The sequence below is a fragment of the Meiothermus sp. QL-1 genome (genome assembly GCF_003351145.1).
GTDB lineage: Bacteria > Deinococcota > Deinococci > Deinococcales > Thermaceae > Meiothermus.
Window position 1 is genome coordinate 24,084 of sequence record NZ_QQSV01000012.1, and the last position, 23,082, is coordinate 47,165.

At 69.2% G+C, this 23,082-nt stretch carries 16 protein-coding genes; 7 read left to right on the forward strand and 9 right to left on the reverse strand.

What is annotated here, in order from left to right; genetic code table 11:
• The first annotated feature begins 2 nt into the window (after positions 1–2).
• Genes DV704_RS10910 through DV704_RS10925 form a run of 4 tightly spaced genes read left to right on the forward strand, consistent with a single transcriptional unit; the run spans position 3 to position 2,876 of the window.
• Entirely contained in the window at positions 3–635 is a 633-nt protein-coding gene (locus DV704_RS10910) for a PolC-type DNA polymerase III (RefSeq protein WP_114799612.1), read from the forward strand.
• Between the two features lie 36 nt (positions 636–671).
• On the forward strand, positions 672–1,298 hold the full coding sequence (locus DV704_RS10915) for a TetR/AcrR family transcriptional regulator (RefSeq protein ID WP_114799613.1): 627 nt from the start codon (positions 672–674) through the stop codon (positions 1,296–1,298).
• Complete coding sequence (locus DV704_RS10920) at positions 1,283–1,750, forward strand: methylated-DNA--[protein]-cysteine S-methyltransferase (protein WP_114799614.1); 468 nt, start codon at positions 1,283–1,285, stop codon at positions 1,748–1,750. Before DV704_RS10915 ends, DV704_RS10920 begins: the two co-directional genes overlap by 16 nt.
• A gap of 25 nt (positions 1,751–1,775) precedes the next feature.
• Positions 1,776–2,876 carry a BMP family protein gene (locus tag DV704_RS10925; RefSeq protein WP_114799615.1) on the forward strand — a complete coding sequence of 367 codons (1,101 nt, stop codon included), beginning with the start codon at positions 1,776–1,778 and terminating at the stop codon, positions 2,874–2,876.
• Here the strand turns inward: DV704_RS10925 and cdd are convergent.
• Both cdd and DV704_RS10935 read right to left on the reverse strand, forming a co-directional pair.
• Positions 2,873–3,271 carry a cytidine deaminase gene (cdd, locus tag DV704_RS10930; RefSeq protein ID WP_114799616.1) on the reverse strand — a complete coding sequence of 133 codons (399 nt, stop codon included), beginning with the start codon at positions 3,269–3,271 and terminating at the stop codon, positions 2,873–2,875. The two genes, DV704_RS10925 and cdd, sit on opposite strands and share 4 nt — an antisense overlap.
• 3 nt (positions 3,272–3,274) lie before the next feature.
• Entirely contained in the window at positions 3,275–3,724 is a 450-nt protein-coding gene (locus tag DV704_RS10935) for a carbon monoxide dehydrogenase subunit G (RefSeq protein WP_114799617.1), read from the reverse strand.
• Positions 3,725–3,803: 79 nt separating this feature from the next.
• On the opposite strand from DV704_RS10935, the gene DV704_RS10940 reads away from it, so the two are divergent.
• Positions 3,804–4,688: an NTP transferase domain-containing protein gene (locus tag DV704_RS10940; protein WP_233498338.1), complete on the forward strand. Its 885-nt coding sequence runs from the start codon at positions 3,804–3,806 to the stop codon at positions 4,686–4,688.
• Here the strand turns inward: DV704_RS10940 and DV704_RS10945 are convergent.
• A complete protein-coding gene (locus DV704_RS10945) occupies positions 4,666–5,550 on the reverse strand; it encodes a pseudouridine-5'-phosphate glycosidase (RefSeq protein ID WP_114799618.1) in 885 nt (294 codons plus the stop codon). The genes DV704_RS10940 and DV704_RS10945 overlap by 23 nt on opposite strands.
• A gap of 100 nt (positions 5,551–5,650) precedes the next feature.
• Between DV704_RS10945 and DV704_RS10950 the strand changes: the two genes are divergently transcribed.
• Positions 5,651–13,885 carry a translocation/assembly module TamB domain-containing protein gene (locus DV704_RS10950; RefSeq protein ID WP_114799619.1) on the forward strand — a complete coding sequence of 2,745 codons (8,235 nt, stop codon included), beginning with the start codon at positions 5,651–5,653 and terminating at the stop codon, positions 13,883–13,885.
• Here DV704_RS10950 and ybeY read toward each other — a convergent pair.
• The 4 genes from ybeY to DV704_RS10975 form a co-directional block, all read right to left on the reverse strand.
• Positions 13,882–14,307: an rRNA maturation RNase YbeY gene (gene ybeY, locus DV704_RS10955; protein WP_114799620.1), complete on the reverse strand. Its 426-nt coding sequence runs from the start codon at positions 14,305–14,307 to the stop codon at positions 13,882–13,884. The genes DV704_RS10950 and ybeY overlap by 4 nt on opposite strands.
• 2 nt (positions 14,308–14,309) lie before the next feature.
• The gene (locus DV704_RS10960; protein WP_369911225.1) at positions 14,310–15,299 is read right to left on the reverse strand and encodes a PhoH family protein; all 990 of its coding nucleotides are present in this window, start codon (positions 15,297–15,299) and stop codon (positions 14,310–14,312) included.
• Positions 15,300–15,736: 437 nt separating this feature from the next.
• Entirely contained in the window at positions 15,737–16,738 is a 1,002-nt protein-coding gene (gene floA / locus DV704_RS10970; RefSeq protein WP_114799623.1) for a flotillin-like protein FloA, read from the reverse strand.
• A 50-nt stretch (positions 16,739–16,788) separates the two neighbouring features.
• Positions 16,789–18,060, reverse strand: a complete 1,272-nt coding sequence (locus tag DV704_RS10975; RefSeq protein WP_114799624.1) for a nodulation protein NfeD — start codon at positions 18,058–18,060, stop codon at positions 16,789–16,791.
• 132 nt (positions 18,061–18,192) lie between these two features.
• Here DV704_RS10975 and aroE point away from each other — a divergent pair, with 132 nt between their 5' ends.
• Positions 18,193–18,972, forward strand: a complete 780-nt coding sequence (aroE, locus tag DV704_RS10980; RefSeq protein ID WP_233498339.1) for a shikimate dehydrogenase — start codon at positions 18,193–18,195, stop codon at positions 18,970–18,972.
• On the opposite strand, the gene DV704_RS10985 is transcribed toward aroE, so the two are convergent.
• Together DV704_RS10985 and pnp are read right to left on the reverse strand one after the other, a co-directional pair.
• Positions 18,944–20,671: a ribonuclease J gene (locus DV704_RS10985; RefSeq protein WP_114799626.1), complete on the reverse strand. Its 1,728-nt coding sequence runs from the start codon at positions 20,669–20,671 to the stop codon at positions 18,944–18,946. The genes aroE and DV704_RS10985 overlap by 29 nt on opposite strands.
• A 61-nt stretch (positions 20,672–20,732) precedes the next feature.
• Positions 20,733–22,874 carry a polyribonucleotide nucleotidyltransferase gene (gene pnp / locus DV704_RS10990; protein ID WP_114799627.1) on the reverse strand — a complete coding sequence of 714 codons (2,142 nt, stop codon included), beginning with the start codon at positions 22,872–22,874 and terminating at the stop codon, positions 20,733–20,735.
• Positions 22,875–23,082 lie beyond the last annotated feature (208 nt).

Genomic DNA, 23,082 nt, shown 5'->3' on the forward strand with positions numbered 1-23,082 from the left:
CTATGCTTGCCAACCGCCTTTGGTTCCCCTGGCATCCCTACCCCCACGGCAAAACGCCTTCTTGGTGGGAGGCGACCTACTGGGCCCTCGACCTGGAGACCAGCGGGCTCGAGCCCTCCGACCAGATTCTCTCGGTGGGGATGGTCCCCATTCGCGAGGGGGTGATCGAGTTCGGGGCTCACTTCTACAGTTTGGTCCGCCCCCAGCGGCCAGAGGAGCTCTCGCTGGAGGGCATCCGGGCCCACCACATCCTGCCGGCTGAGCTGGAGAGCGCCCCGCCCCTGGCTGTGGTGATGGAAAAGGTGCTGCACCGGGTGGGCCAGGGGGTGCTTCTCCTGCACTTTGCCCCCCTCGACCTGGGCTTTTTAAAGCAGGCCTGCCGGTCCCTGGGCCTGGGCTGGCCGAGGCCCAGGGTGGTGGACACCGCGGTGCTTTTGAGCCGCCTCAACCACCGCCGCCAGCGGCTCGAGCCCTACGCCCAGCCCCTGCCCTCGGCCCTGGGGGCAGCCCGGCGCTCTTTGGGCCTGCCGCCCCACCTGGAACACCATGCCCTGTGGGATGCCCTGGCCACAGCTGAGCTTTTCTTGCTCCTGCGGGAGCGGCTGGGAGCCAGGACCCTGCGGGAGCTCTTGTAGCTAGCGCAAATTATTGGACCTGGGTACAATCTCATTATGCTCAGCCTGCGAGAGAGGCAGAAGTTGCGCCGTCGGGATCGCATCTTCCGCACTGCAATCAACCTTTTTCGTGAGAAGGGTTTTCATCAAACCACCGCCACCGACATCGCCAGGGCCTCGCATGTCTCGCGCGGCACTTTTTTCAACTACTACGCCTATAAGGAGGCGGTGCTCCTGGAGTTCGGCGCCCAGCTTTTGCAGGAGATGCGGCAGCAGGCCATGGCCGAGCTGGAGCGGGGCGATGCCCCTTTGGAGGTGCTCTACCGCCTTTGGGAACGCCTGGCCGAGGTGAGCGAGCGCGAGCGGGCGCTGCTCTCGCCGCTGGCCTACGAGCTTTTGAACCCCGACCCTGCGCGGGCCAAGGCCGCCTTTGAGGCCCTGCCGCTGGGCGACCTAATCGCCGATATCCTAAGGCCCCTAAGAGCCCAGGGGGGGCTCCGCAGCGACATGTCGCTGGAGCGCATCTCCCGTTCCATTGCCGATGTGTATCTGCTCTCGGCCCTGCGCTGGGCGGCCTACACGCCGGGGCGCCAGCTCAAGGACGAGATGAACAAGTTTTTGAGCCTGATGCTGGAGGGGGCCCTGGCCCGTGAGGTTTCCAAAGTAGAGTGTACGTCCGGGTGATCCCTACCCCCATCGGTCTCCTGCTGGCCAGGGCCAGCGAACGGGCGCTGCGCTCGGTGGAAATCCGGCTTGGGGTGGAGGAGAAAGAGCGCACCAGCCCTTTGCTAGAGGAGCTGGCCGACCAGGTAGAACGCTACTTTGCGCGGCAGGGCGAGACCTTCCTGGCCTTGCCGCTGGACTACAGCGGCCTGCAGGCCAGCCGGGTGGCCCTTTACGAGGCGGTGCGGCGCATTCCCATGGGGGAGACCCGGAGCTACGCCGAGATGGCCCGCCTTACAGGCCTCACCCCCCGCGCGGTGGGCGCGGCTTTGCGGGCCAACCCCTTCTTTCTGGTGGTGCCGGCCCAGCGGGTGATTCACGCCGACGGGCGGCTTGGGGGGTTTGCGGGGCGTGAAGACTTGAAGGACTGGCTTTTGTGCCACGAGGGGGCCCATCCGCACTTGCGGCCCTAGCGCGGGCTGTGTTAGCCTTGCCGCCATGAAAAGGTGGCTTTTCGCCGGATTTTCCCTGCTGGGGCTGGCTTTAGCCCAGTCCCTGGGCAACGTGGCCATGGTTTTCAGCGAAGGGGCCAAGACCGACCCCACCTTCAACGGGGTGGCCTACGGGGGAGCTTTGCGCACGGTGCAGCAGTTTGGCGGGCGTCTTTTCGACTTTGAGCCGGCCGACCCCTCGCAGATTCCCGGCGCTATCCGCCGCTTTGCCAGCGAGCGCTTCGACCTCATCATCGGCCTGGGCTTTGCCACCGAGCCCGGGGTGGCCGCCGCGGCGCGGGAATTTCGTGAGCAGCGCTTTGCCCTCATAGACACCGCCACCGAGGCGCCCAACGTGGCCTCGTATGTTTTCCGCGAGAACGAGGGGACCTTCCTGGTAGGCTACATCGCCGGCCGGCTTTCCCAGACCGGGGTGGTGGGCTTCGTGGGGGGGATGGACATCCCCCTCATCCACAAGTTCGAGGTGGGCTACCGCGAGGGGGTCAGGCGGGCCTGCCCCACCTGCCGGGTGGTGGTGAACTACGTGGGCAACACCCCGGCGGCCTTTTCCGACCCTGCCAAGGCCAAGGAAATCGCGGCCTTCCAGCGCTCCCAGGGGGCGGACATCATCTACGCTGCGGCGGGGGCTTCGGGCCTGGGGGTCTTCGATTACGTGAAGCAGGTCAAATGCCTCCGGGCCAACGAGCTGCCCCGGGGGGTGCGCTTCCGCAGCAACCCCTTTGCCCGGGTGCCCAAGTACGAGGCCTACAACCGCGAGTGCAGCGGGGACACCCGGCCCATGTTCTTCATCGGGGGGGATGGCAACCTCAACTTCCTGGGGGATACCGACAACAACCCCGCCACCCTGAACCACGGTCTGACCTGTATGCTCAAGCGGGTGGACGTGGCCGCGCAGCTCGCGGTGGAATCGGTGGCCCGGGGCACCTTCCGTGGGGGGGTCTTCAGCCTAGGCCTGAAGGAAAACGGCCTCGGCTATGCGCTGGACATCTACAACCAGGCCCTGCTGCCCGACAGCCTGCGGCGGGAGGTGAATGCGGTGCGGCAGGCCATCATCGCCGGGCGGATTGTGGTGCCGGATAGGCGCTAGCGCAGATGGTTCCTGGAAAAGGCATGGGGCAGGAGCTGCCCTAGGGTGGTGTGGAGCTCGCCCCCCCCGGTGCTCAGGCAGTGCACGGGCGCCCAGGGCGGGGCGAACTCGCTCAGGACCTGCCGGCAGCCCCCGCAGGGGGTGGCGGGGGCCTCTCCCCGGCTCAGCACCCAGACCTCGGCGATCTCGCGCTCGCCGGCGGAGACCATCTGCAAGACCGCGGCCTGCTCGGCGCAGCGGGAGAGGGGGTAGGCGGCGTTCTCCACGTTGACCCCGCCGTAGAGGTTGCCGCGGCTGGAGCGCACCACCGCGGCCACGGGGTAGCCAGAGTAGGGGGCGTAGGCGTGCTCGAGCAGGTTCTGGAGCAGCCTCAGGACCTCCGGGGGGGCCTGCATGGGCTAGCTCTCGGCGATTTTCTGGCTGAGGTTGGCGAAGACGGTCTCGATCAGCTTTTTGGCCTGGGCATCCAGCACCCGCCCCCCTAGGGTAGCTGCGGGGCCGCTCACGGTGGCCTGGCCCTGCCAGTCGAGAAGGGTGGTTTGATCGCCCTGGGGCTGGATGTCGGCGCTGGCGCTGAGCTCTACTGCGCTTCCCAGGCCCCCTCCCCGCAGGCGCACCCACACCTTGTTCTCCTCCGGCCTGGGCTCGAGCTCGATGTTGAACTTGAAATTGCCCCGTACCGGCCCCACCGCCACCCCGACGGTGGCCACCAGGTTGCGGGGGTCCTTGATTTCCACCTCCTTCAGCGCAGGCAGACAGGCGGCCACCTTCTCGGGGTTTTGGATGAATTCCCAGACCTTATCAGCGCTGGCCTGGACCTTTTCCTGTCCCTTGTACTCGAGCTTCACAGCCGACAGCTTATATCCTGGGCGCCCTGTTTTGGAAGCCCGCGATTGACCCCCGGCCTGGCCTGTGGAAAGCTTGGGGGTGGTGGAACCCCTGGATGCCATTGTGCTCGCGGCAGGCCGGGCCTCGCGCCTGGGGGTGCCCAAGTTTTTGCTGCCCGCGGGCCCCGGCCAGGTGCTTCTGACCCGGGTGCTGGAGCTGGTCTTGGGGGTGGTCCGGGGGCAGGTGGTGGTGGTGCTTGGCCACCGGGCGGAGCTGGCCCGCTGCGCTCTGGCGGGGCGTCCGGCAGCAGGGCGGGTGAGGCTGGTGGAGAACCCCCGCTATGCCGAGGGCCAGAGCAGCTCGCTCAAGCGGGGGCTGGAGGTGCTGGGGGCCTCGGCGGGGGCCTGGGTCTTCCTGGCCGACATGCCGGGGTTGGATGCGGAGCGCCTGGGCGAGCTGGCCCGGGCCATCCAAAAGCGCCCCCCAGGAAGCCTGGCGGTGGCCCCCTGCCTGGGGGGGGAAGCCCGGCCCCCGGTGTTTCTTTCGCGGGAACTTTTCCCTGCGCTCCACCGCCTGGGGGGCGACCAGGGGGCCAGGGCTTTGCTGCGGGCCGAGCGGGAGCGGGTGGTCTGCGTGGAGTGGGGCCCGGGGCTTTGGAGCGCCGATGTGGACACCTGGGCCGACTACCGCTCGCTGGCCTGGGCCCTGGGGTGGGCCGAGGAGCCCCCGGGCCCGCCCCTCCAGCCCATGCCCACCCGGGCGCTGGCCGCGCGCATCGACCAGGCCCTGGGTGCCGGGGAGGCCCCCTGGCTGGCACCGGGGATTTTGTGGCTTCCGGGCCAGCCGGAGGCCTGGTGGCGGCTCTCAGAGCCCTACCGGGGGGCCTGGGCGGTGGCAGAGGCCCCGGCCCATACCCCCGGGGCCTACCTCGGCCTGCTGCGCCGGGCGGCGCTCTGGGCCCTCAGGGCTGGGCCAGGGCACTAGCGATCTCGGCCGCCAGCCGGGCGTTCTCCTCCAGCAGCCGCAGGTTGGCCTCATCGGTCTGGCCGGCGCTCAGCTCGGAGAGCCGGCGCAGGAGGAAGGGGGTCAGGGCCTTTCCCCCTATGCCCCGCCGGGCCGCTTCCTGGGTGGCCTCCTCCACCCAGCGCTGCACCTGCTCGAAGGGGAGGCCCTGGGAGATGGGCTTGAGCACCAGGGTGGCCCCAGGCAGCCCCAGGGACCGTGCGGCCCGGAAGGCCTGGGCCGCCTCCAGCGCCGAATTTACCCGGGCGGGGAGGGGGTAGGGGCTTTGAGGGCTGTGGAAGGCGGGCAGGTGGTTGGTCTGGTAGCCGAGCAGGCCCACCCCTAAGGACTCCAGCCGCTCTAGCGTGGCGGACAGGTTGAGGATGCTCTTGGGCCCGGCTGAGACCACCAGCAAGGGGGTGCGGGAGAGCTCTATTAGGTCTGCCGACTCGTCGTAAGGCTCAGGGTGGACCCCACCGATGCCGCCGGTGGCGAAGACCTTCAGGCCGGCCCTGTGGGCCAAAAAGGTGGTGGCCGCCACGGTGGTGCCGGCGGTCTTTTTCTGGGCCAGCAGGGCCCCCAGGTTCCACAGGCTGGCCTTGTCGGCCGAGGGGTCGGTGGCCAGGGCCTCCAGCTCTTCTTCATCGAGCCCCACCGCCACCTCCCCTCTCATCACCGCGATGGTCGCCGGGGTGGCCCCGGCCTCGCGCACGACGGCCTCGAGCCGCCGGGCCAGGGCCAGGTTGAGGGGCCGGGGCAGGCCGTGGGTGATGACGGTGGACTCCAGGGCCACCACGGGCCGGCCTTCCGCCAGGGCCCGGGCCACTTCGGGGTGCAGGCGCATGGCTACCAGGATACGGCCCCGGGGCCCTGTTGTGGCAATCTTTTGGCCTTGTTGGGGGTTTTCCTAAGTGGGGCTCAGGTTTTTGCTTTAGATTAGGGGCGTGCGGTTTTGGCGCTGGCTGGCGGCTTTTTTGCTCCTCCTTCTGGTGGGGCTGCCGGCCTTTCCCCCCCTCATCGCCCGCGTGCTGCAGGAGGGCCTGGGGGCCGCAGGCCTCGAGGCGAGCTGGCGGGCGGTGGGGGGGTATCTCCTCACCGGCCTCGAGCTGCGGGGAGTGCGGCTGGAGGGCGAGGGGTTCCGGCTCGAGGCCGACCGCCTTCGCCTGGGCTACAATCTTTTGGGCCTGAGGCGAAAAGAGCTGCCGCTGCGCATATGGGCCGAGGAGGGCCAGGTCCTCCTTCACTGGGAGAACCTGTTCCCCGAAGAGGCGGCCCCCGCGGCCCCTTCCCCCATCGCCTTGCGGGTAGAGGAGCTGGGGCTCAGCCGCATAGCCGTGCAGTTCGAGGAAGGGCGCCGGGTGATGCTCCCCCCCGTGCAGGCAAGGGTGGAGGGGACAGGGCCCTACCAGGTGCACCTGCGCCTGCCCGAGGGGCGCTTGAACGCTGTAGTCTGGCGGACGGGCCAGGCCTTTGAGGCCTGGCGGATTGAGGCCCGAGGAGAACTCAGGGCGGCCCGCTACTGGTTTGACGGCCTGGAGGCCGGGGAGGTGGAGGGAATTTGGACGGTGGGGCCGGGGGGAATCCAGGGCCGGAACCAGATCAAAGGCGCCCGGGTGCGGCTGGTGGGTTTTGACCTGGGCGAGATTTACGGCGGCGTGGACTTCGACGGCCGGTTGGTGACGGCCAACCTGGTGGGGCGGGGACTGGGCGGCCCTTTGAGGGGGGCGGCCACCGTGGACCTGGAGCGCCAGGAGTACCGCTTCCGGGTGGAGGGCCGCCCGACCCTTCCGGCTTTGGCCCAGCACTTCGGCCTGCGCCTGCCGGTGGAAGGGGAGGGGCCTTTGGTGCTGGAGGGGCGGGGCTGGCAGCACCTGGTGCTCTCGGGCCGCTACAGCGGGGAGGGGCGGATGCTGGGCGAGCCCCTGCGCTACGAGGGAACGCTGGCCTTTGACCAGCTCTTCCGGCTGGATGCCCTGGTGGACGGGGCTTTTTTCGACCGAACCTTCCAGGCCCGGCTGGCTTTGCGCGGGGAGGGGTATTCGCTGGTTGTGCGCGACACCTACCAAAGCGAGCTGCGGCTTGACGGCCGGGGGGCTCGCCTGGCGGGCCAGGGGGTGTTGGCGCTCCCCCGGCCCCTGGCGGGCGAGGCCGAGCTACGCTTCGCCGGGGAGGGGGCCCGCTGGCAGCTCGGGGTGCGGGCCGAGGGGGTGGGCCTGCCCCTGTTCAGACCCTTCAGCCTCTCGGGCCGCCTAGAAGGGGAGGGGGCGCGGGTGCAGGGCCAGCTCGGGGCCCTGCGGCTTGGGGGTACCTGGGACGACCTCTTGCTCGAGCTGGGCCGCCTCGAGCTGGCGGTGGGCAGCCTGGGTGGGCGGGGCCGGCTTCAGGGGGGCCGGCTTCAGGCCGAGCTGGCCTACGACTCCCCCTACGCCCGCTTTCCCCTGAGCCTCTGGCAGGAGGACGGAGCCTGGCGGGTGGCCAACCGCTATGCCCAGGGGCGTTACGCGGGGGGAGTTTTCGACCTGCAGGTGCGCGACCTGCCCCTGGAGGTCCTGGAACCCCTCCGGCTTTCGGGTAGGCTGCGCTACAGCGAAGGGCAGCTCTCGGGCGGCTGGGGCCTGCAGGGCGAGCGGCTTTGGGTGGAGGGGGTATTGCAGGCGCTCTCGACCCGCTTCAAAGGAGAGGTGAAGACCCCCTGGCGCGCCCTTCCTCTGGTGGGCACCGCCGATGCCGGGGGGCTTTCGGCCCGGCTGGACACCCTTGGCATCCGGGCCGATGCCCTTGGGGTGCGCTTCCAGGGGCCCCTGGTCCTGAACCCCCAGCTTCGGCTGGAGGCCAATCTGGGTCTGCGGGGCTCGCGCTACGAGGGGGAGGCGCGCCTCGATACCCCCTGGCTTCAGGGGCGGGTGGAGGGCCGGGGGGAAGGGCTTTGGCTGCGCACGGAAGGGTATGCCCGGCTTTCGGGGCCGCTTTGGCCGAGCCCTGCGCTCTCGGGCCCCCTGACGCTGCCCAGGGTGGGCCCGCTGGAGGTGCCGCCCGTCTTTTTACGTATAGACCGCGAGGCGGTGCGCTGGGCGGGAGGGGAGCTCCGGCTCAGGGCCGGCCTGCCCTTCGAGGGCAGCCTGCCCTTCCGCCTGGCAGGGGAGGAGGGGCGCCTTTGGGCCCGAGGCAACCTGGAGCGAGGGCGGTTGGTGCTCTCCACGCCCTACGGCCAGCTCAGCGGCGAGGGGCCCTGGGGGGGCTTGGCGGTGCGGGGCCGGCTGGCCTATGCCGGCTACCAGGCCGAGCTGCGCCTTTTGGCCGACCTTTTCCGCCTCGCCTACCAGGGGCGGGTGGAGGTGCCGAGGCTGGAGGGGGGGCTTTGGTTCCAGGGTCAGGGCGCCAGCCTGACCTACACAGCGGAGCTGCAGAACGGCCGCCTGCGCCTGGCAGGGAGCTACAGCCCGGCGCCGGAGCCGCTGGAGGGACTGCGCTTCCGGCTTGTGGCCTCGGACTACGACCTTGCTCCCTGGGGCCTGCCCGCCACCGTAAGGGGAAGCTGGTCGGAGCGGGGAGGGCGGCTTACCCTTCGCTCGGCTTACGGCCAGGCCCAGCTTACGGCCCCCCGCCTTTTGGGGCCCTTTGCGGTGCGGGTGGAGAGCCCCTACGCCTCGCTGGCCGGCTGGGCTGATTTCGGGGCCCTCAACCTTCGCGGTACGCTGAATCTGCCCTACCTGCGCGGCACCCTGGCGGTGCAGGGCCCTTGGCAAAACCTGGCGGCCCGGGGCCAGGGCGTCTATGCCCTGCCCTACCTCGAGCCCCTACCCTGGCGCTTCGAGGCCGACGTGTGGGAGAGGGGCTGGCGCCTTTCGGGACCGCTGGCCCTGGAGGGCCAGGGGCTCGCCTACCGGGGCCAGGTGAACTGGCCCTACCGCCTGCAGGGGCGGGCCGGGGTGCTGCGGGGGGCGCTGGAGGGGGAGGGGCTGAGCCTTTCGGGGGAGCTCGAGACCACCTACGCGGGGCTGCCCCTAAAGGGTTGGTTCCGCCTTCCGGAGGCCGCGCTGGAGCGCCTGGAGGCCCGGCTGACCTTGCCCGGGGGCCGGGTGGAGTGGGCCGGTCGGCAGGCCCTTTTTGACCTGGCGGCCGCACCCCTGGCCCAGGCCTTCGGCCTCGAGGTCGAGGGCTGGCTGCGGGGCTGGCTGGACCTGGAGGGCCGGGGCGAGGCGGAAGGGCAGCTGCGGGCCTGGGGCCAGCGGCTGCAGCTCGACTACAAAGACCGCTCCCTGGCCCTCTTCTTGCCCGAGCACCAGGCCGGGGTGGTGGCGGAGCTGGCCCCGGGGCAGGCCCCGCGCCTGGTGGGCATCGGGGCCCTGGAGGGGACGGTGGAGCTGGGGGAGGTGCTGCGCGGCTCCCTGAGCTACCAGGGCCCGGTGCGGGCGGTGGCCGAGCTGCAGGGCACCCTCCAGCGCCCCCAGGTGGTCCTGGAGGCGGCCACCCCCTGGGCCGAGCTCAGGGCTCAGGGCAGCTACATCCTTGCCCGGCAGCGGGCCGAGGGGAGCCTCGAGCTGGGGGGGCCCTACGCCCAGGGTCGCCTTGCCTTCTTCAGCGTGGGCAGCCGCTACCAGGCCAGCGGGCGGTTGGAAAGCCTGCAGTACCTGCGCCAGGGGGGGGTGCTGCGCCTGAGCGGGGAAGGGGGCCGGTGGCAGGCGGTCTGGGCGGCCCCCCTGCGCCTGGAGGCCAGCGGGCAGGGGGCCCATCTGGAGCGGCTGGAGCTGGCCGGGCAGGGGAGGCTCGAGCTTCCAGAACTGGGCCAGCTACCCCTCTCGGGCCGCCTTGGATTGTCGGAGCAGGGCTTCCGGGGGCGGATGCAGCTTGGGGGTCCGGTAGACCTGGCCCTGGTGGGGGAGGGGGAGCGGCTTTGGGCCCGGGGCACGGCCTACGGGGTGGGGCTGGAGGCCTATGCCGACCTTCAGGGTTCGCTGGGGGGGCGGCTTGGCCTGGAGCGCCGCCTGGCTGAGAGCAGCCTGCGGGTCGAGGCCCGGCTCGGCGGCCGCATCTTCCAGCCCGAGCTGGAGGGCGAGGGGGCGCTGGAGGGCCGGGGGGCTCGAGTTGCGCTGCGCTTTGGCTACCGCGAGGGGCTCTGGGCCGAGGCCGAGGGGGCAGGGCTTTCAGCCCGGCTGGAGGGAAGGCATCTGAGGGTGGACTTCTCCGGGAGCCTCGAGCCCTTCACGGGCCTGCCCGTTTCCCTGAGGACCCAGGGCGAGGGACCCTGGGAGCGGCTGGTCCTGCCCTTGCGCCTGAGCGGGCCCAATCTCGAGGCCGAGGGCCTCCTCCGGCCGGCCCAGCCCCTGCTCCAGCTTGCCGGCCGCTACGAGCGCCAGCGCTTTGAGCTGGCCTACGATGGCATGGCGCGCCTGCGGCTGGAGGGGCCGTACGCCACCGGGCTGGTGCGCTGGGTGGACGGGGCCCCCAGCGGGCTCCTCAGCCTCGACCTGCCCCTGCCCATAGGGCGCCTCGTGGGCCGGGCCGATCTGGATGGGGGTCGGGTGACCCTGGAGGGGCAGGAGGGCCTGCGGGGTCGGGTGCTGGCCCAGCTCCGCGAGGGGTGGGGCCAGCCGGCCCGCTGGCGCGTGGAGGCTGGCTTGCAGGGGGCCCTGGCCGGCCAGCCGCTCGGGTTCTCGGGGCGCTTCGAGCTGGATGGGGCGCCGCTGGCCCTCCGCGGCGGGGGGCAGCTGGAGCTTCCTGGCTGGGGGGGTCTGGCCCTGGAGGCCCAGGGGGAGGAGGTGGAGGTTCGCGGCCAGGAGGGGCTGGACCCTTTGCAGGGTCGGCTGGTCCTGCGCCCTTTGCGCCTGGACTGGTCGTACGTGGGGGCGCTGCCCAGGGGCTTGGGGGAGCTCACGGCCCGCGGCACCTACCCCGGGCGCTGGGCCCAGGGCCGTTACCAGGGGTTCGGTCAGGCGCTGGCCCTGGAGGGGGAGGAAAGAACTCTGCGGCTTTCTGCCCCCGGGCTGGAGGCGCGTCTGGCGCCGGAGGGGCTTTCGGCCCGGCTGGCGGGGTACCGGCCCCTAGAGGGTCTGCAGCTTTCCGGGGTGCTGGAAGGGGCCTGGCAGGCGCTCTCGGCCCGGCTGGAGTGGGCAGGCTGGGGCCGCCAGGGGGGACTGGAGGCCCGCTGGGCGGAGAGGCGGCTGGAGGCCCGGCTGGAGGGCGACCTGGCCGGCGCGCTGGTCTATGACGGAGCCTGGAAGGGGCGGCTCGAGCTGCGGGAGGGGTATTTTGAGCTCTCGGGCACGGGCCTTCCCTTACTCGAGGGTGAGGCGCTGGGCCTGGCCCTCCGCCTGCGCTACCCCTGGTTGGAGGTGGCGGCCAGCAGGGAGGAGCTGAACCGACCGGATGGGCACCTCACCTTGGAGCTGGCCAGGCGCGAGGCCAGCGGCAGCCTGGCGCTGGCGGGCCTAGTGCTCCGGGGGCAGGGGCCCAGGCTGGAGGGGGGCTATCCCCTGGCCGATGGCCGGCTTCTGGCGGAGCTGGACCTCCGCACCCTGGTCCTCGAGCTCAGCGCCCCCGGGCTGGGCACGGGTGCGCTGAGGTTGGCGCAGGGCCAGCTTGGCGGCGCGATGACCCTCTCGCTTTACGGGCTGGAGGCCAGCCTGGAAGGCTCCGGCGAGGAGCTTCGGCTGCGCGTACGGCACCCCGAGACCCCCTGGCTGCCCTGGGGGGCGGGAGGATTGGAGGGAAGGGTGGGGTTGGACGGGGCGTGGCGCCTGCTTTACCAGGACGTCGGGCGCAGGCAGCGGCTCAGGGCTGAGGGCCGGCTGCTGGAGGGCCGGCTGGAGGCCGAGGGGGCCTGGCTCGAGGGCCAGATGCGCTATGCCCAAAGCGCCTGGCAGGGCCGCCTGCGCGCCAACCTACCCCTGGAGACCCTGGCCAGCCGGTTGGAGCTCGAGCTGGAGGGAAGGGAGGTCCTCGAGGCCCGTGGACACCTGCGCGGCGACCTGGGCAGGCTGGATCTGGAGGCCCGCCTGGGCCGCGAGGGGCCCAGCGCCCGGGCCGGCTTCGACGACCTGGCCGTGGAGGAGGTGCCCTGGGTGAATGGCCGCCTTCCCTTCCTGACTGGACGGGCCACAGGGTCTCTCCTCTACGAGCAAGGCCGGCTGCGCTTCGAACTCAAAAGCCCAGCCCTCCGGGTCAGGGGGGATGAGCTGGCCCTCGCGAGCCGGCTGGAAGGCGTCTGGCAGGGGGGCCGTGGGGAGGCGCTGCTCAGCCTGGAGCGCGCCAGCGCGCAAGGGGAGGGGCTCGGCGCCAACCGCACCACCCTGCGGCTGCGGCTTGGGGGTGGGCGGCTGGAGGGAGAGGCCTCTGCACAAGCGTTTCCGCTGCACTGGCTGTTTTCTGCCTGGGCCGGTGAGCTGGCGGGCCGGGCCTTCTGGACGGGCCAGGCCCGCTTCAGCCTGAACCTGGAGGACCCCTGGGCCTCGAGGGGGGTCTGGGTGGGGGAGTACCTGCGCTTCGAAGGGGGGGGCGACACCCTGGTGGGCCGGGCAGCTTTGCGCTTCGAGCAGGAGCGGCTCTACATCGACCACCTGGCCCTCTCGGGCAAGGGCACCTGGAGCGGCTCGGGCTACTACGGCCGGCGGGGCAGCGACCTGCAGCTCAACCTGGAGAACACCGTCTTCACCCCGGTGCTTCAGGTAATCCCCAACCTCAAGCCCCTGACCCCGGAGGGCAGCGGCACCCTGCGGCTCAGGGCGAACGGCCGGACCTTTGAGCTTGCTTTGGAAGATTTCAAATTCAGGCTGGGCCCGGTGCGGGCCGAGACCCCCCGGGCGCTGGTGCGGGTGGCCGACTCTGCCCGGGCCGAGGGGCGCCTCCGCCTCACCGCCCCCTACCCCGCCGAGGCCCAGCTTTCCGGGGAGGGCGATCTGAGCAGCTTTACCGTGCGCGCCGTTGGAAGCGCCAACCTGCCCCTGCTTAGCCCGGACGAGCCCTTTGCCCTGAGCTTTAGCTACCCGGCCTACACCCTCGATGCTACCCTGCAGCGGCGCCCTGCCCGGCTCTACGGCACCCTTTTCCCCCAGCTCATCCTGACCCTACAGGGCCAGGTACCGGTGAGCTACCCCCGCTACTTCCTGCTCGACGGCCTTTTAGACACCAACCTGATTCTGCGTTACCAGCGGGGGAGCTACCTCCTGCAGGGGGCGGTGGAGGTGCTCCGCGCCCGCCTGGGCTTGCCCGAAGGAGAGCGGGAGGTCTCCATCGCCCTACCGGCCGAGCCCGCCCAGGCTGGAGGCGGGATGCCGGTGGAGTTTGTCAACGTCCAGATTCGGGCCGAACGGGGTGTGCTGATCCAGGAGTCGCTGGCCCAGGGGGAGCTGGCGGGAGAGGTCTACCTGAGCGGGAGCCTGCTCGACCCCTACCTATCCGGCGAGGTGGTGCCCCTGCGGGGCAGCTTCAGGCTGTGGGACCGCGATTTCGTCATCCGGGACCGGGGCCAGGAGCGCAGCTACGCCCGCTTCACCCCTTCGGCGGGCATCCTGCCCGAGCTGCAGATAATCGCCGACACCACCGTTTTAGACCGGGCCCAGGACAACCAGCGCATCCAGGTCAACCTAACCCTGCGGGGCACCTTCGTGCGGCAGAACGGGCGGATTAAGGTGAACCTCACCCCCAGCTTTGTGGCCCTTGCCGGCGGCGAGCCCGCCCGGAAGAACGACGGCGAGGTCTATACTGAGGCCGAGATCTACGCTCTTTTGCTGCTGGGTCGCTCCGACCTTTCGGCCCTGCCGGCGGACATCGCCCAGACAGGGCTTCAGGCTGCGGTGCAGAACTTCATCGTGGGTCAGCTCGAGCGCGAGCTGGCCCGGGCCCTGGGGCTCGACCAGGTGCGCCTGGAGATCCCCGCCTTGAATGGGGGCACCCTGGAGGAGACCCGCTTCACCGTGGGGCGCTACCTTTCCTCGGAGCTCTTCCTGGCCTACAGCGTGGACCTGCGCGGCTACCAGACTCTCTTCGCCGAGTACCAGCAGGGCGATTTCCGCTTCCGCTTCAGCAGCGAGGTCTTCCCCCGCCCCAGGCCCGAGCTCACCTTGGGCTATACCCTGCGCCCTTTGGGAATTGACCTGACCCTGGACCTGGCCACAGGGGTGAGCGATGGCGTTCGCGGCGATGGGATTCGCTTTGGGGTGGGCCTCACCTTCCGCTTCTAGAGCTCTAGGATTCGCGCCTGTACCCGCCGAAAACCCTCCCAGCCGGCCTCGTCCAGGTGGTCGTGTCCCAAAAGATGCCAAAGCCCGTGCGCGGCCAGCACCCGCAGCTCCGTCTCCAGGCTGTGGCCCAGGGCCCCGGCCTGGCGGCCTGCGTGCTCCACGCTGATCACGATATCCCCCAGGTGGGGGGGGATGAAGGGGTCGCCTGGCTCGTAGGTGGGGAAGGAGAGCACATCGGTGGGGGCATCCTCACCCCAGTGGGCCCTTTTGAGGGCCCTTATCTCCTGGTCGTTCGTCAGAACCAGGGTCAGGGCCTTGTCCTCCTGGCCCAGCTCGCGCATCAGGCCCTGCAGGGCCCGCCTGAGCCGGGGCGCGAGCCCCCGGGGCAGGGGGAGGTGGGTTACCAGGTCCACGATGGGCATAACTAGCCCGGGGCGGGCCCGCTTTGGTGCTCGTAGGCCTCGTAGGCCTTGATGATGCGGGCCACCAGCGGGTGCCGCACCACGTCCGATTCCAAAAAACGCTGCTGGGCGATGCCCTCGATGCCCTTGAGGATGCGCAGGGCCTCCACCAGGCCGCTTTTTTGCGCTTTGGGCAGGTCGATCTGGGTGATGTCGCCGGTAATCACCACCCGGCTGTTGAAGCCTATGCGGGTCAGGAACATCTTCATCTGTTCGGGCGTGGTGTTTTGCGCCTCGTCCAGGATGATGAAGGCATCGTTCAGGGTGCGGCCCCGCATGAAGGCCAGGGGGGCTACCTCGATGACCCCGGACTGGATGTACTGCTCGAAGCGTTCGGCATCGATCATGTCGAAAAGCGCGTCGTAAAGGGGCCGCAGGTAGGGGTCGATCTTAGCCTGAAGGTCGCCGGGCAAAAACCCAAGCCGCTCCCCCGCCTCCACCGCCGGGCGGGTGAGGATGATGCGCTTGACCCGCTTGGCCTTGAGGAAGGCCACCGCCATCGCTACCGCCAGATAGGTTTTGCCGGTTCCGGCCGGGCCGATGCCGAAGGTGATGTCGTGGGTGCTGATGGCCTCGATGTACCGGCGCTGGCCCGGGGTTTTGGGCTTGAGCCGCCCCGGCAGGGTGATCTCGCCCCCCAGGAGTAAGGGGCCGCCCTCCCCAGGCTGGGGCTGGCCGCTCTCGGCCCCTGCCACCACCTGTTCTACCGTGCTTAGGTCCAGCTCGGCTCCCTGGCGCACCAGGGTGACCAGGTCCCGCACCACCCGCTCGGCCAGGCGCACATCGGCGGGCCTTCCGCTGATCTGCACCTCCTGGCCCCGCACCACCAGCTGGGCGGGAAGAAGTTTGCGCAGGGTTTTCAGATGCTGGTCCCCGTGGCCCAGAAGGGCCAGGGTTTCCTGTGGAGAGTGCAGCGGCACTACCGCTTTGGCTTCCTTACTCTTCTCCAATATCGGCTCCTGGGTTCAGCCAGTATCTGGTGCCAAACCACACCATTCAGGATAGCATCCGGTTGGGCGGAGAACTGCCACCTCAGGGCAGGCCTCCGCCGCTCGGGACTGGGGCTCGGAAGCAACTGGGGTTCGGGCGCGGCCGTTTTCGGAGCCAGACGCTCTGCCTCCGGTTCCTCCCGCCGCTTCCGCTGTGGGGGCCGGATGGGGCGGGGCGGCTGGGTTTTGGGCGGGGTGGGGCGGGGTGGAGGGGGTGGCGGGGGCGGGGCGGCCTGGGGCTGCGAAGGGGGCTGCCTCTCACCGGGCAGTGGAATTTCGTCGGGCTCAAAGTCGCGAGGCAGTTGCTGCCCCCGCCGCAGGAGGCCCTGGAGGGCCGGCAGGATGATAAAGAAGAACAGGAACAAAAGCCCGAGGATATCGTCTAAACCCATACTGCTCTCCTAGCGGGGGGGCGTGGTGCCCGAGCCGCCCTCCGGGGTGCTGCCCCCGCTGGCCCGGCTGATGGATTCGCGCATGTCGGTGTCGGCCTCGATGTTCTTGAGCTGGTAGTAGTCCATGACCCCAAGGCGCCCGTTGCGCAAAGCCTCGGCCAGCGCCAGGGGCACCGCGGCCTGGGCCTCCACCAGCTTGGCCCGCATGGCCTCCACCAAGGCGGCGTTTTCCTGCTCCAGCGCCACCGCCATGGCCCGCCGCTCCTCGGCCTTGGCCTGGGCGATCTTTTTGTCCGCCTCGGCCTGGTCGGTGCGAAGCTGGGCCCCGATGTTCTTGCCCACATCCACTTCGGCGATGTCCACCGAAAGAATCTCGAAGGCCGTTCCCGCGTCCAGCCCCTTGGCCAGCACGGTCTTGGAGATACGGTCGGGCTGCTCGAGCACCATCTTGTGGTCCTCCGACTGCCCGATGGAGGCCACAATCCCCTCGCCCACCCGGGCCACGATGGTCTCCTCGCCCGCACCCCCCACCAGCCGGTCGATGTTGGCCCGCACGGTGATGCGCGCGGTGACCAGCAACTGGATGCCGTCCTTGGCCATCCCGGCCACCGTGGGGCTGGTGATCACCTTGGGGTTGACCGAGAGCTTGACTGCTTCCAGCACGTCGCGCCCCGCCAGATCGATGGCTGCGGCGCGGTCGAAGTTAAGCTTGATGCCCGCCTTGTCGGCGGCGATCAGGGCGTCCACCACCCGGTCCACGTTGCCCCCGGCCAGGTACTGGGCCTCGAGCTTGGCCGTCTCCACCGGTATGCCGGCCTTGAAGGCCTTGATCATGGGGTTGACGATCTTGGCCGGGGGAATCCGGCGGAAGCGCATGCCCACTAAGGAGGTGAGGGGCACGTTCACCCCGGAGAAGAGCGCGGTGATCCAGAGGGGAACGGGAACCAGGTAAAAGAAGAGGAAAACCGCCAGCAAAAGGATACCGGCTAGGATTAGGGCACCTACTTCCATAAACGCCTCCTGTTACCGAGGGTAGTTTACCCGATTCAATCAAGCAGGCCTCATTCCACCCGGCGCACCACCACGCGGGGCCCCTCCACCTGGATGACCCGGATGGTCTGGCCCCGGTCGATGAACTCGCCCATGGTGACCACGTCCACCCGGCGCTCGCCGAACTGCGCGGTGCCGGCAGGTCGCAGGTCGGTGAGCGCGGTGCCGATGGCCCCCAGGAGGGACTCGAGCTCGTTTTTGGGGGGGGCTTTTTCCTCCACCGCGCTGCTCAGCACGAAGGGGCGGGCCACCCGGCCCCGGGGCAGGTAGCGGAAGATCAGGAAAAGCCCCAGCACGAGCCCGATGATGGCGTAGGAGCCCACCTGCAGGGCCTCATCGCCGAAGGTGAAGTAGATCGAGGCCCCAATCAGCCCGAGCCCCACCAGCCCCGGTATGCCGAAGCCGGGGGTCACGAACAGCTCAAAGGCCACCAGCAAAAGCCCGGCAAAGAGCAGGATGATGGTCAGAGCGCTCGAGAGCCCAGCCAGATAGCCCCCCAGGAAGAAAAGCCCCAGCGCGGTGAGGCCCACGATGGCCGGGATGAAGGTGCCGGGGGTGAAGAACTCTAGAATGAGCCCCAAAACCCCCACCGCCAGCAGGATGGCGGCCACGGTGGGGTCGGTGAGAAAGCGGGCCACCCGGATCTGGGGGCCTGGCTCGAGCAGCTCCGTTTCGCTGTCGAAGCCGGCCTTCTCCAGGGCCGCCCGCAGGCTGGCCACCTCGGCATCGGCCACCTTGAGCTCCACCGCCCGCCGGGCCGACAGGGTAAGGGGCTCGCCCTGGGTGGTGATGCCGCGAATCTCCACCTCGGGGTCGACCATGGCCTCGGCGATGTTGGCCGGACGCCCCCGGGCCTCGGCCACCGCGCGGAACTTCCCCTTCAGGGCTGAGATCACCTTGCGGTCGGCGGGGTTGGTGTTGCCCACCACGGGGGTCACGGTCACCGGCAGCGCGGCCCCGATGTTGGAGCCAGGGAGCATCATGAGCTGCTGGGCCGCCAGCGAGATAAGGGCCCCCGCAGAGAAGGCGTTCTCCACCACCGCCAGGGTGGGCACGGTAGAGGCTAGGATGCGGTCGGTGATGCGGATGGCCGCGTCCACCCGTCCGCCTGGGGTGTTTACCCGGAAGACCACTCCGCTGGCCCCCTCCCGCTCGGCCCGCGCCAGCGATTGTTCGACGAAGGTGGCCAGGGGCCCGTCGATGGTCCCTTCGATGGGGATGATGTAGGTCCGGGCCTGCGCCAGGCTGGCCAGCAACAGGAGAGCCGCAAAGAAGTTTCTCACCGAAGACTATCTTAGCAAGCAAGGCTTTGGGGAGTGTAGGGTGGGCTGGCCTGGGTTGCGGAGGGCCTGTAGAATCCCCCTGTGAAGCTGGGCCTAATCGGTTTCCCCCTGACCCACACGGTCTCGCCCGCCATGCACCAGGCCGCCCTCGAGGCCGCCGGCCTTTCGGGGTCGTACCGGGCCTTGGAGACCCCCCCGGCCTTCCTGCGCGCCCGCCTGGAGGAGGTGCGGCGGGACTACACCGGGGTGAACGTGACCATCCCCCACAAGGAAAGCGTTCAGCCCTACCTGGATGAGCTGAGCGCGGAGGCAAAGGCCATTGGCGCGGTCAACACCGTGCTCAACGACCGGGGTCGGCTGCTGGGCTACAACACCGATGCCGCGGGCTTCATCGCCGGCCTTGATGAGGCCGGCATCCCCTACCGGGGGAAGCAGGCTTTGGTGCTGGGGGCCGGGGGGGCTGCACGGGCGGTGGTCTACGCCCTGCGCGAGCAGGGGGCTTGGGTGGCGGTCTACAACCGCAGTCTGGAACGGGCCCAGGCCCTGGCCCAGGACCTGGGGGTGCGCTGGGTGGGCCCGGCCTTGCTGAAAGAGGCGGTGCAGGGCTGCGACCTGCTGGTAAACGCCACCAGCGTGGGCATGAAGGACCCCCTGGCCTCTCCCCTGCCCGAGGGGCTGCTGCCCCGGCGGGGGGTGGTGGTGGACATCGTTTACAACCCCCTCGAGACCCGCCTGTTGCGCGAGGCCCAGGCCGCGGGCCTGCGGGTCCTCGGGGGGCTGCCCATGCTGGTCTGGCAGGGGGCCCTGGCCTTCGAGCTCTGGACCGGCCTCAAGCCCGACGTGGGGGCCATGTACCGGGCCGCCCACGCGGTCCTGGCCGGGGCTAGCCCTGAATCACAATCGGCAGGATGACCGGGTTGCGCCCGGTGTTCTTGGCGATGAACTTCTTGACCGGGTAGTAGATGTCGTCGCGAATCTCTTCCAGCCGCTTTTTCTCCCGCATCCCGCGATAAAGGGAGTCCAGGGCCATCTTGCGCACCTCGCCCAGCAGGCGCTCCCCGGCCTTCACGAAGCCTTTGGAAATAACCTCCACCAGAGGGTCGCGACTTACCAAAGCGGTGATGACCACCACCCCCTCGGCGGCCATGTGGTTGCGGTCTTCCAAAATCTCGTCGGTGATGTCGCCGACCCCCAGGCCGTCCACATAGAGCTGGCCGTGGGGCACCTTGCCGTCGAACTCGATGTTGTCGGCGGTCAGCTTTATAAGGCGGCCGTTTTCGGGAATCAGGATTTTCTCCGGCGGGTTGGGCAGGCTCTCGGCCAGCCACTTGAAGTTGACCTGGTGACGAATTTCGCCGTGCCAGGGCAGAAGGAAGCGGGGCCGCACCAGGTTGAGCACGACCTTGAGCTCCTCCTGGCTGGCGTGGCCCGAGGCGTGCACCTTGTAGCGGGGGGGGTAGAAGACGTAGGCCCCCAGCGCATAGAGGCGGTTGATGACGTGATTGACGGCCTCCTCGTTGCCCGGGATGGGGCTGCTGCTCAGGATGACCGTATCGCCCTCTTTGAGGGCAATCTTGGCGTGGTTTCCCGCTGCCAGGCGGGACAGGGCGGCCTCGGGCTGGCCCTGGGAGCCCGTGGTGATCACCAGCACCTGCTCGTCGGGCAGGTCCTTGACCTCGTCCAGGGTGTAGAAGCGGTCCTTCTGCTTGAAGTAGCCGAGCTCCAGGGCGATCCGGGCGTGCTTGAGCATCGAGCGGCCGTCCACGGCGATCTTGCGCCCGTACTTTTCCCCTGCCGTTACCACCGACTGAATCCGGTGGATGTGGGAGGCAAAGGTGGTCACAAAGATGCGCCCCTTGGCCGCCCCAATCACCCTGTCCAGCTCCTCGGCCACCTCGCTTTCGCTGGGGGTGGTGCCGGGCCGCTCGCCGTTGGTGGAGTCGGCGATCAGGCAGAGCACCCCTTCCGCCCCGGCCTGGGCAATCTTTTCCAGGTGGGAGGTCTGGCCGTCGATGGGGTGAGGGTCTAGCTTGAAGTCGCCGGTGTGGACAATCTTGCCCACCGGGGTGTGGATGATCATCCCGAAGTTATCAGGGATGGAGTGGGTCATGCGGAAGAGGTCCAGCAGGAAGTAGCGCCCGATGCGGATCTGGTCGTCGGTGGAGACCTCTTTGAACTCGTACTCCCCGGGGTTGATGCCGAACTCCTCCAGTTTGCCCCGCACCAGCCCCAGGGTGAGCCTGGCCCCGTAGATGGGCACTTTGGGGAGCTGGGGGAGGAGGTAGGGCAGGGCCCCGATGTGGTCCTCGTGGCCGTGGGTGAGCACCCAGCCTTTGATGAGCTCCTTGTGCTGAATCAGGTAGTCGATGCGGGGGATGACGATGTCCACCCCCAGCATGCGCTCGTCGGGGAAGGCCAGCCCCCCGTCGATTACGAACATCTCGTCCTCATAGCGGAAGACGGTGATGTTCTTGCCTATCTCGCCGGTACCGCCCAGGAAGACAATCTCCACCGCTCCCCCCGGTTTGCCCAGCAGAAGGGGCGCCTTGGGCTTGGGCCGGGGTTGTCGCCGGCGTGGCCCTCTTGGGCTGAAGCCTGGTTTTTCGTCCATGGTTGCTCCTGCTAAAGGGCCCGGACCGCAGCCTGGCGGTCGGCCCAGTCTCGTGCAGCCATCAGCGCTTGGCTGGGGGGCGGCGGGGCACGAGGCCCTCCAGCTCTGGGCGAATCAGGTCCACCCGGCCTTGCTCGTCGATGCTGTTGACCTTAACCCGCACCTTCTGCCCGAGCTTGAGCACGTCCTCTACCCGTTCTACCCGCCCCTTGGCGAGCTGGCTGATGTGCAGCAGGCCATCTTTTCCGGGCAGAATTTCCACGAAAGCGCCGAAGTTGGTGATGCGGGTGACGGTGCCCTCGTATATCTCGCCCACCTTGGCCTCGGCGGTGAGGCCCTGGATGCGATTTCTGGCCTCCTCGGCGGCGGTGGCGTTGGCGCTGTAGATGCGGATGGTGCCGTCCTGCTCGATATCGATTTCTACCCCAAGCTCCTCGAGCTGCCGGATATTCTTGCCTCCCGGCCCGATGATGAGGCCGATCTTCTCCGGGCTCACCTTAAGGGTGAGGATGCGCGGTACATGGGGCTTCATCTCGGCCCGGTGGGTGGGCAGGGCTTGCTCCATCAGGCGCAGGATGTGCAGCCTGGCCTCGCGGGCCTGGTAGAGGGCCTGGCGCATGAGCGCGGGGGAGAGGCCCTTGACCTTGATGTCCATCTGCAAGGCGGTGATGCCGTCGCGGGTGCCGGTCACCTTGAAGTCCATGTCCCCCAGGGCGTCCTCCAGCCCCAGGATGTCGGTGAGCACCACCGCCCGCTCGCCCTCCTTGACCAGCCCCATGGCCACTCCGGCGACGTGCTTCCTAAGCGGCACACCCGCGTCCAGGAGGGCGAGGCAGCCCGCGCAGACCGTGGCCATGCTGGAAGAACCGTTGGACTCGAGCACATCCCCCACCACCCGCACGGTGTAGGGAAACTCCTCGTGGGAGGGCATGACCGCCTTGAGGCCGCGCTTGGCCAGGTTGCCGTGCCCTACTTCGCGCCGGCTCACCCCCCGCAGGCGCCGCACCTCGCCGGTGGAGTAGGGGGGGAAGTTGTAGTGCACCAGAAAAGGGTCCTCGGTCTCGAGGCCCAGGTCGTCCACGAGCTGGGCGTCCTGGCCGGTGCCCAGGGTGACCACCCCCAGCACCTGGGTCTCACCCCGGGTGAAGATGGCCGAGCCGTGGGCCCGGGGCAGCACATCGGTCTCGATCCAGATGGGCCGCACCTGCTCAGGGGTGCGCCCATCGGCCCGCTTGTTTTCCTCCAGCACCAGCCGGCGGAGCTCCTGGCGGACCACCTCGTCGAAGGCCTCGGCCACCAGCTTGCGCCGGGCAGCATCCACCGTGCCGTCCTCGGCAGGGGGGACGAACTCCTCCACCAGGGCCTGGGCAAAAGCCTCCAGCGCCTTGGAGCGCTCCCCTTTGGAGGCGGTCTGCAGCACGGCGGCCAGGCCCTTCTCCCGCGCGCGCTGGTAGAGGGCGGCCTGGGCCTCGGGCTCGAGCTGGGGCGGGGGGGTGAAGGCAAACTTCTCCTTGCCCAGTTCGGCCCGCATCACCTCCTGCAGGGCCAGGATGGGCTGCATGGCCTGGTGGGCAAACTCCAGGGCCTCCACCAGCTTGTCCTCCGGCACCTCCTGCGCAGCGGCCTCCACCATGATGATGGCTTCCTTCGAGCCGGCCACCACCAGGTCCAGGGCGCTGTTTTCCTGCGCCACGGGGTTTAGCACCAGCCGCCCGTCCTGCAGCCCCACGCGCACCGCTGCTATTGGGCCCTCCCAGGGGATGTCGGAGAGCATCAGGGCTGCGCTCGCAGCGATGGGCCCCAGGATGTCCGGGGTGTTCTCCTGGTCGGCCGAGAGCACGGTGAGGATGACCTGCACCTCGTGGCGGAAGCCCTTGGGGAAGAGGGGGCGTATGGGCCGGTCGGTGAGGCGGGCCGATAGGATGGCCTTCTCGCCTGGCCGGCCCTCCCGCCGCATGAAGCTGCCGGGGATGCGGCCCACCGCATAGTGCCGTTCCTCGAATTCCACCGTAAGGGGCAGAAAGTCGGCCTCGATGGGGGCATCAGAGGCCTGGGCGGTGGCCATCACCACGGTACCCCCGTAGCGTACCCATACCGAGCCCGAGACCTGCTTGGCGTACTTTCCGGTCTCGATGCTCAGGGTGCGGCCCCCCACCTCCACGCTGTAGCGCCTGCCTTGGGGTGTTGGGATTTCCTGGCTCATGCTTGCTCCCGTAGTTCAGACCCGGTTTAAGCGCCGGGCGCGCTTTGGGTTCGCGAAAGACCCCCCAGCCCCACTTGATGCGGATGGTTGAGAGGGCGTTTTTGTTGTGCACGGCATAAATTGCGCAATCCCGGAATTCGCCGGCTCTTGCAAACCAGCAGCGGAGCCAGCCCCCGGCCCCGCCTACCTGAGTTAATATTCTACACGA

What these genes read in the sequence shown, in the direction of transcription:
- DV704_RS10985 (WP_114799626.1), bottom strand. Translation starts at nt 20,671, where the DNA reads ATGGACGAAAAACCAGGCTTCAGCCCAAGAGGGCCACGCCGGCGACAA.
- ybeY (WP_114799620.1), bottom strand. Translation starts at nt 14,307, where the DNA reads ATGCCCATCGTGGACCTGGTAACCCACCTCCCCCTGCCCCGGGGGCTC.
- DV704_RS10925 (WP_114799615.1), top strand. Translation starts at nt 1,776, where the DNA reads ATGAAAAGGTGGCTTTTCGCCGGATTTTCCCTGCTGGGGCTGGCTTTA.
- DV704_RS10945 (WP_114799618.1), bottom strand. Translation starts at nt 5,550, where the DNA reads ATGCGCCTGCACCCCGAAGTGGCCCGGGCCCTGGCGGAAGGCCGGCCC.
- cdd (WP_114799616.1), bottom strand. Translation starts at nt 3,271, where the DNA reads ATGCAGGCCCCCCCGGAGGTCCTGAGGCTGCTCCAGAACCTGCTCGAG.
- DV704_RS10910 (WP_114799612.1), top strand. Translation starts at nt 3, where the DNA reads ATGCTTGCCAACCGCCTTTGGTTCCCCTGGCATCCCTACCCCCACGGC.
- floA (WP_114799623.1), bottom strand. Translation starts at nt 16,738, where the DNA reads ATGGAAGTAGGTGCCCTAATCCTAGCCGGTATCCTTTTGCTGGCGGTT.
- aroE (WP_233498339.1), top strand. Translation starts at nt 18,193, where the DNA reads ATGCACCAGGCCGCCCTCGAGGCCGCCGGCCTTTCGGGGTCGTACCGG.
- DV704_RS10915 (WP_114799613.1), top strand. Translation starts at nt 672, where the DNA reads ATGCTCAGCCTGCGAGAGAGGCAGAAGTTGCGCCGTCGGGATCGCATC.
- pnp (WP_114799627.1), bottom strand. Translation starts at nt 22,874, where the DNA reads ATGAGCCAGGAAATCCCAACACCCCAAGGCAGGCGCTACAGCGTGGAG.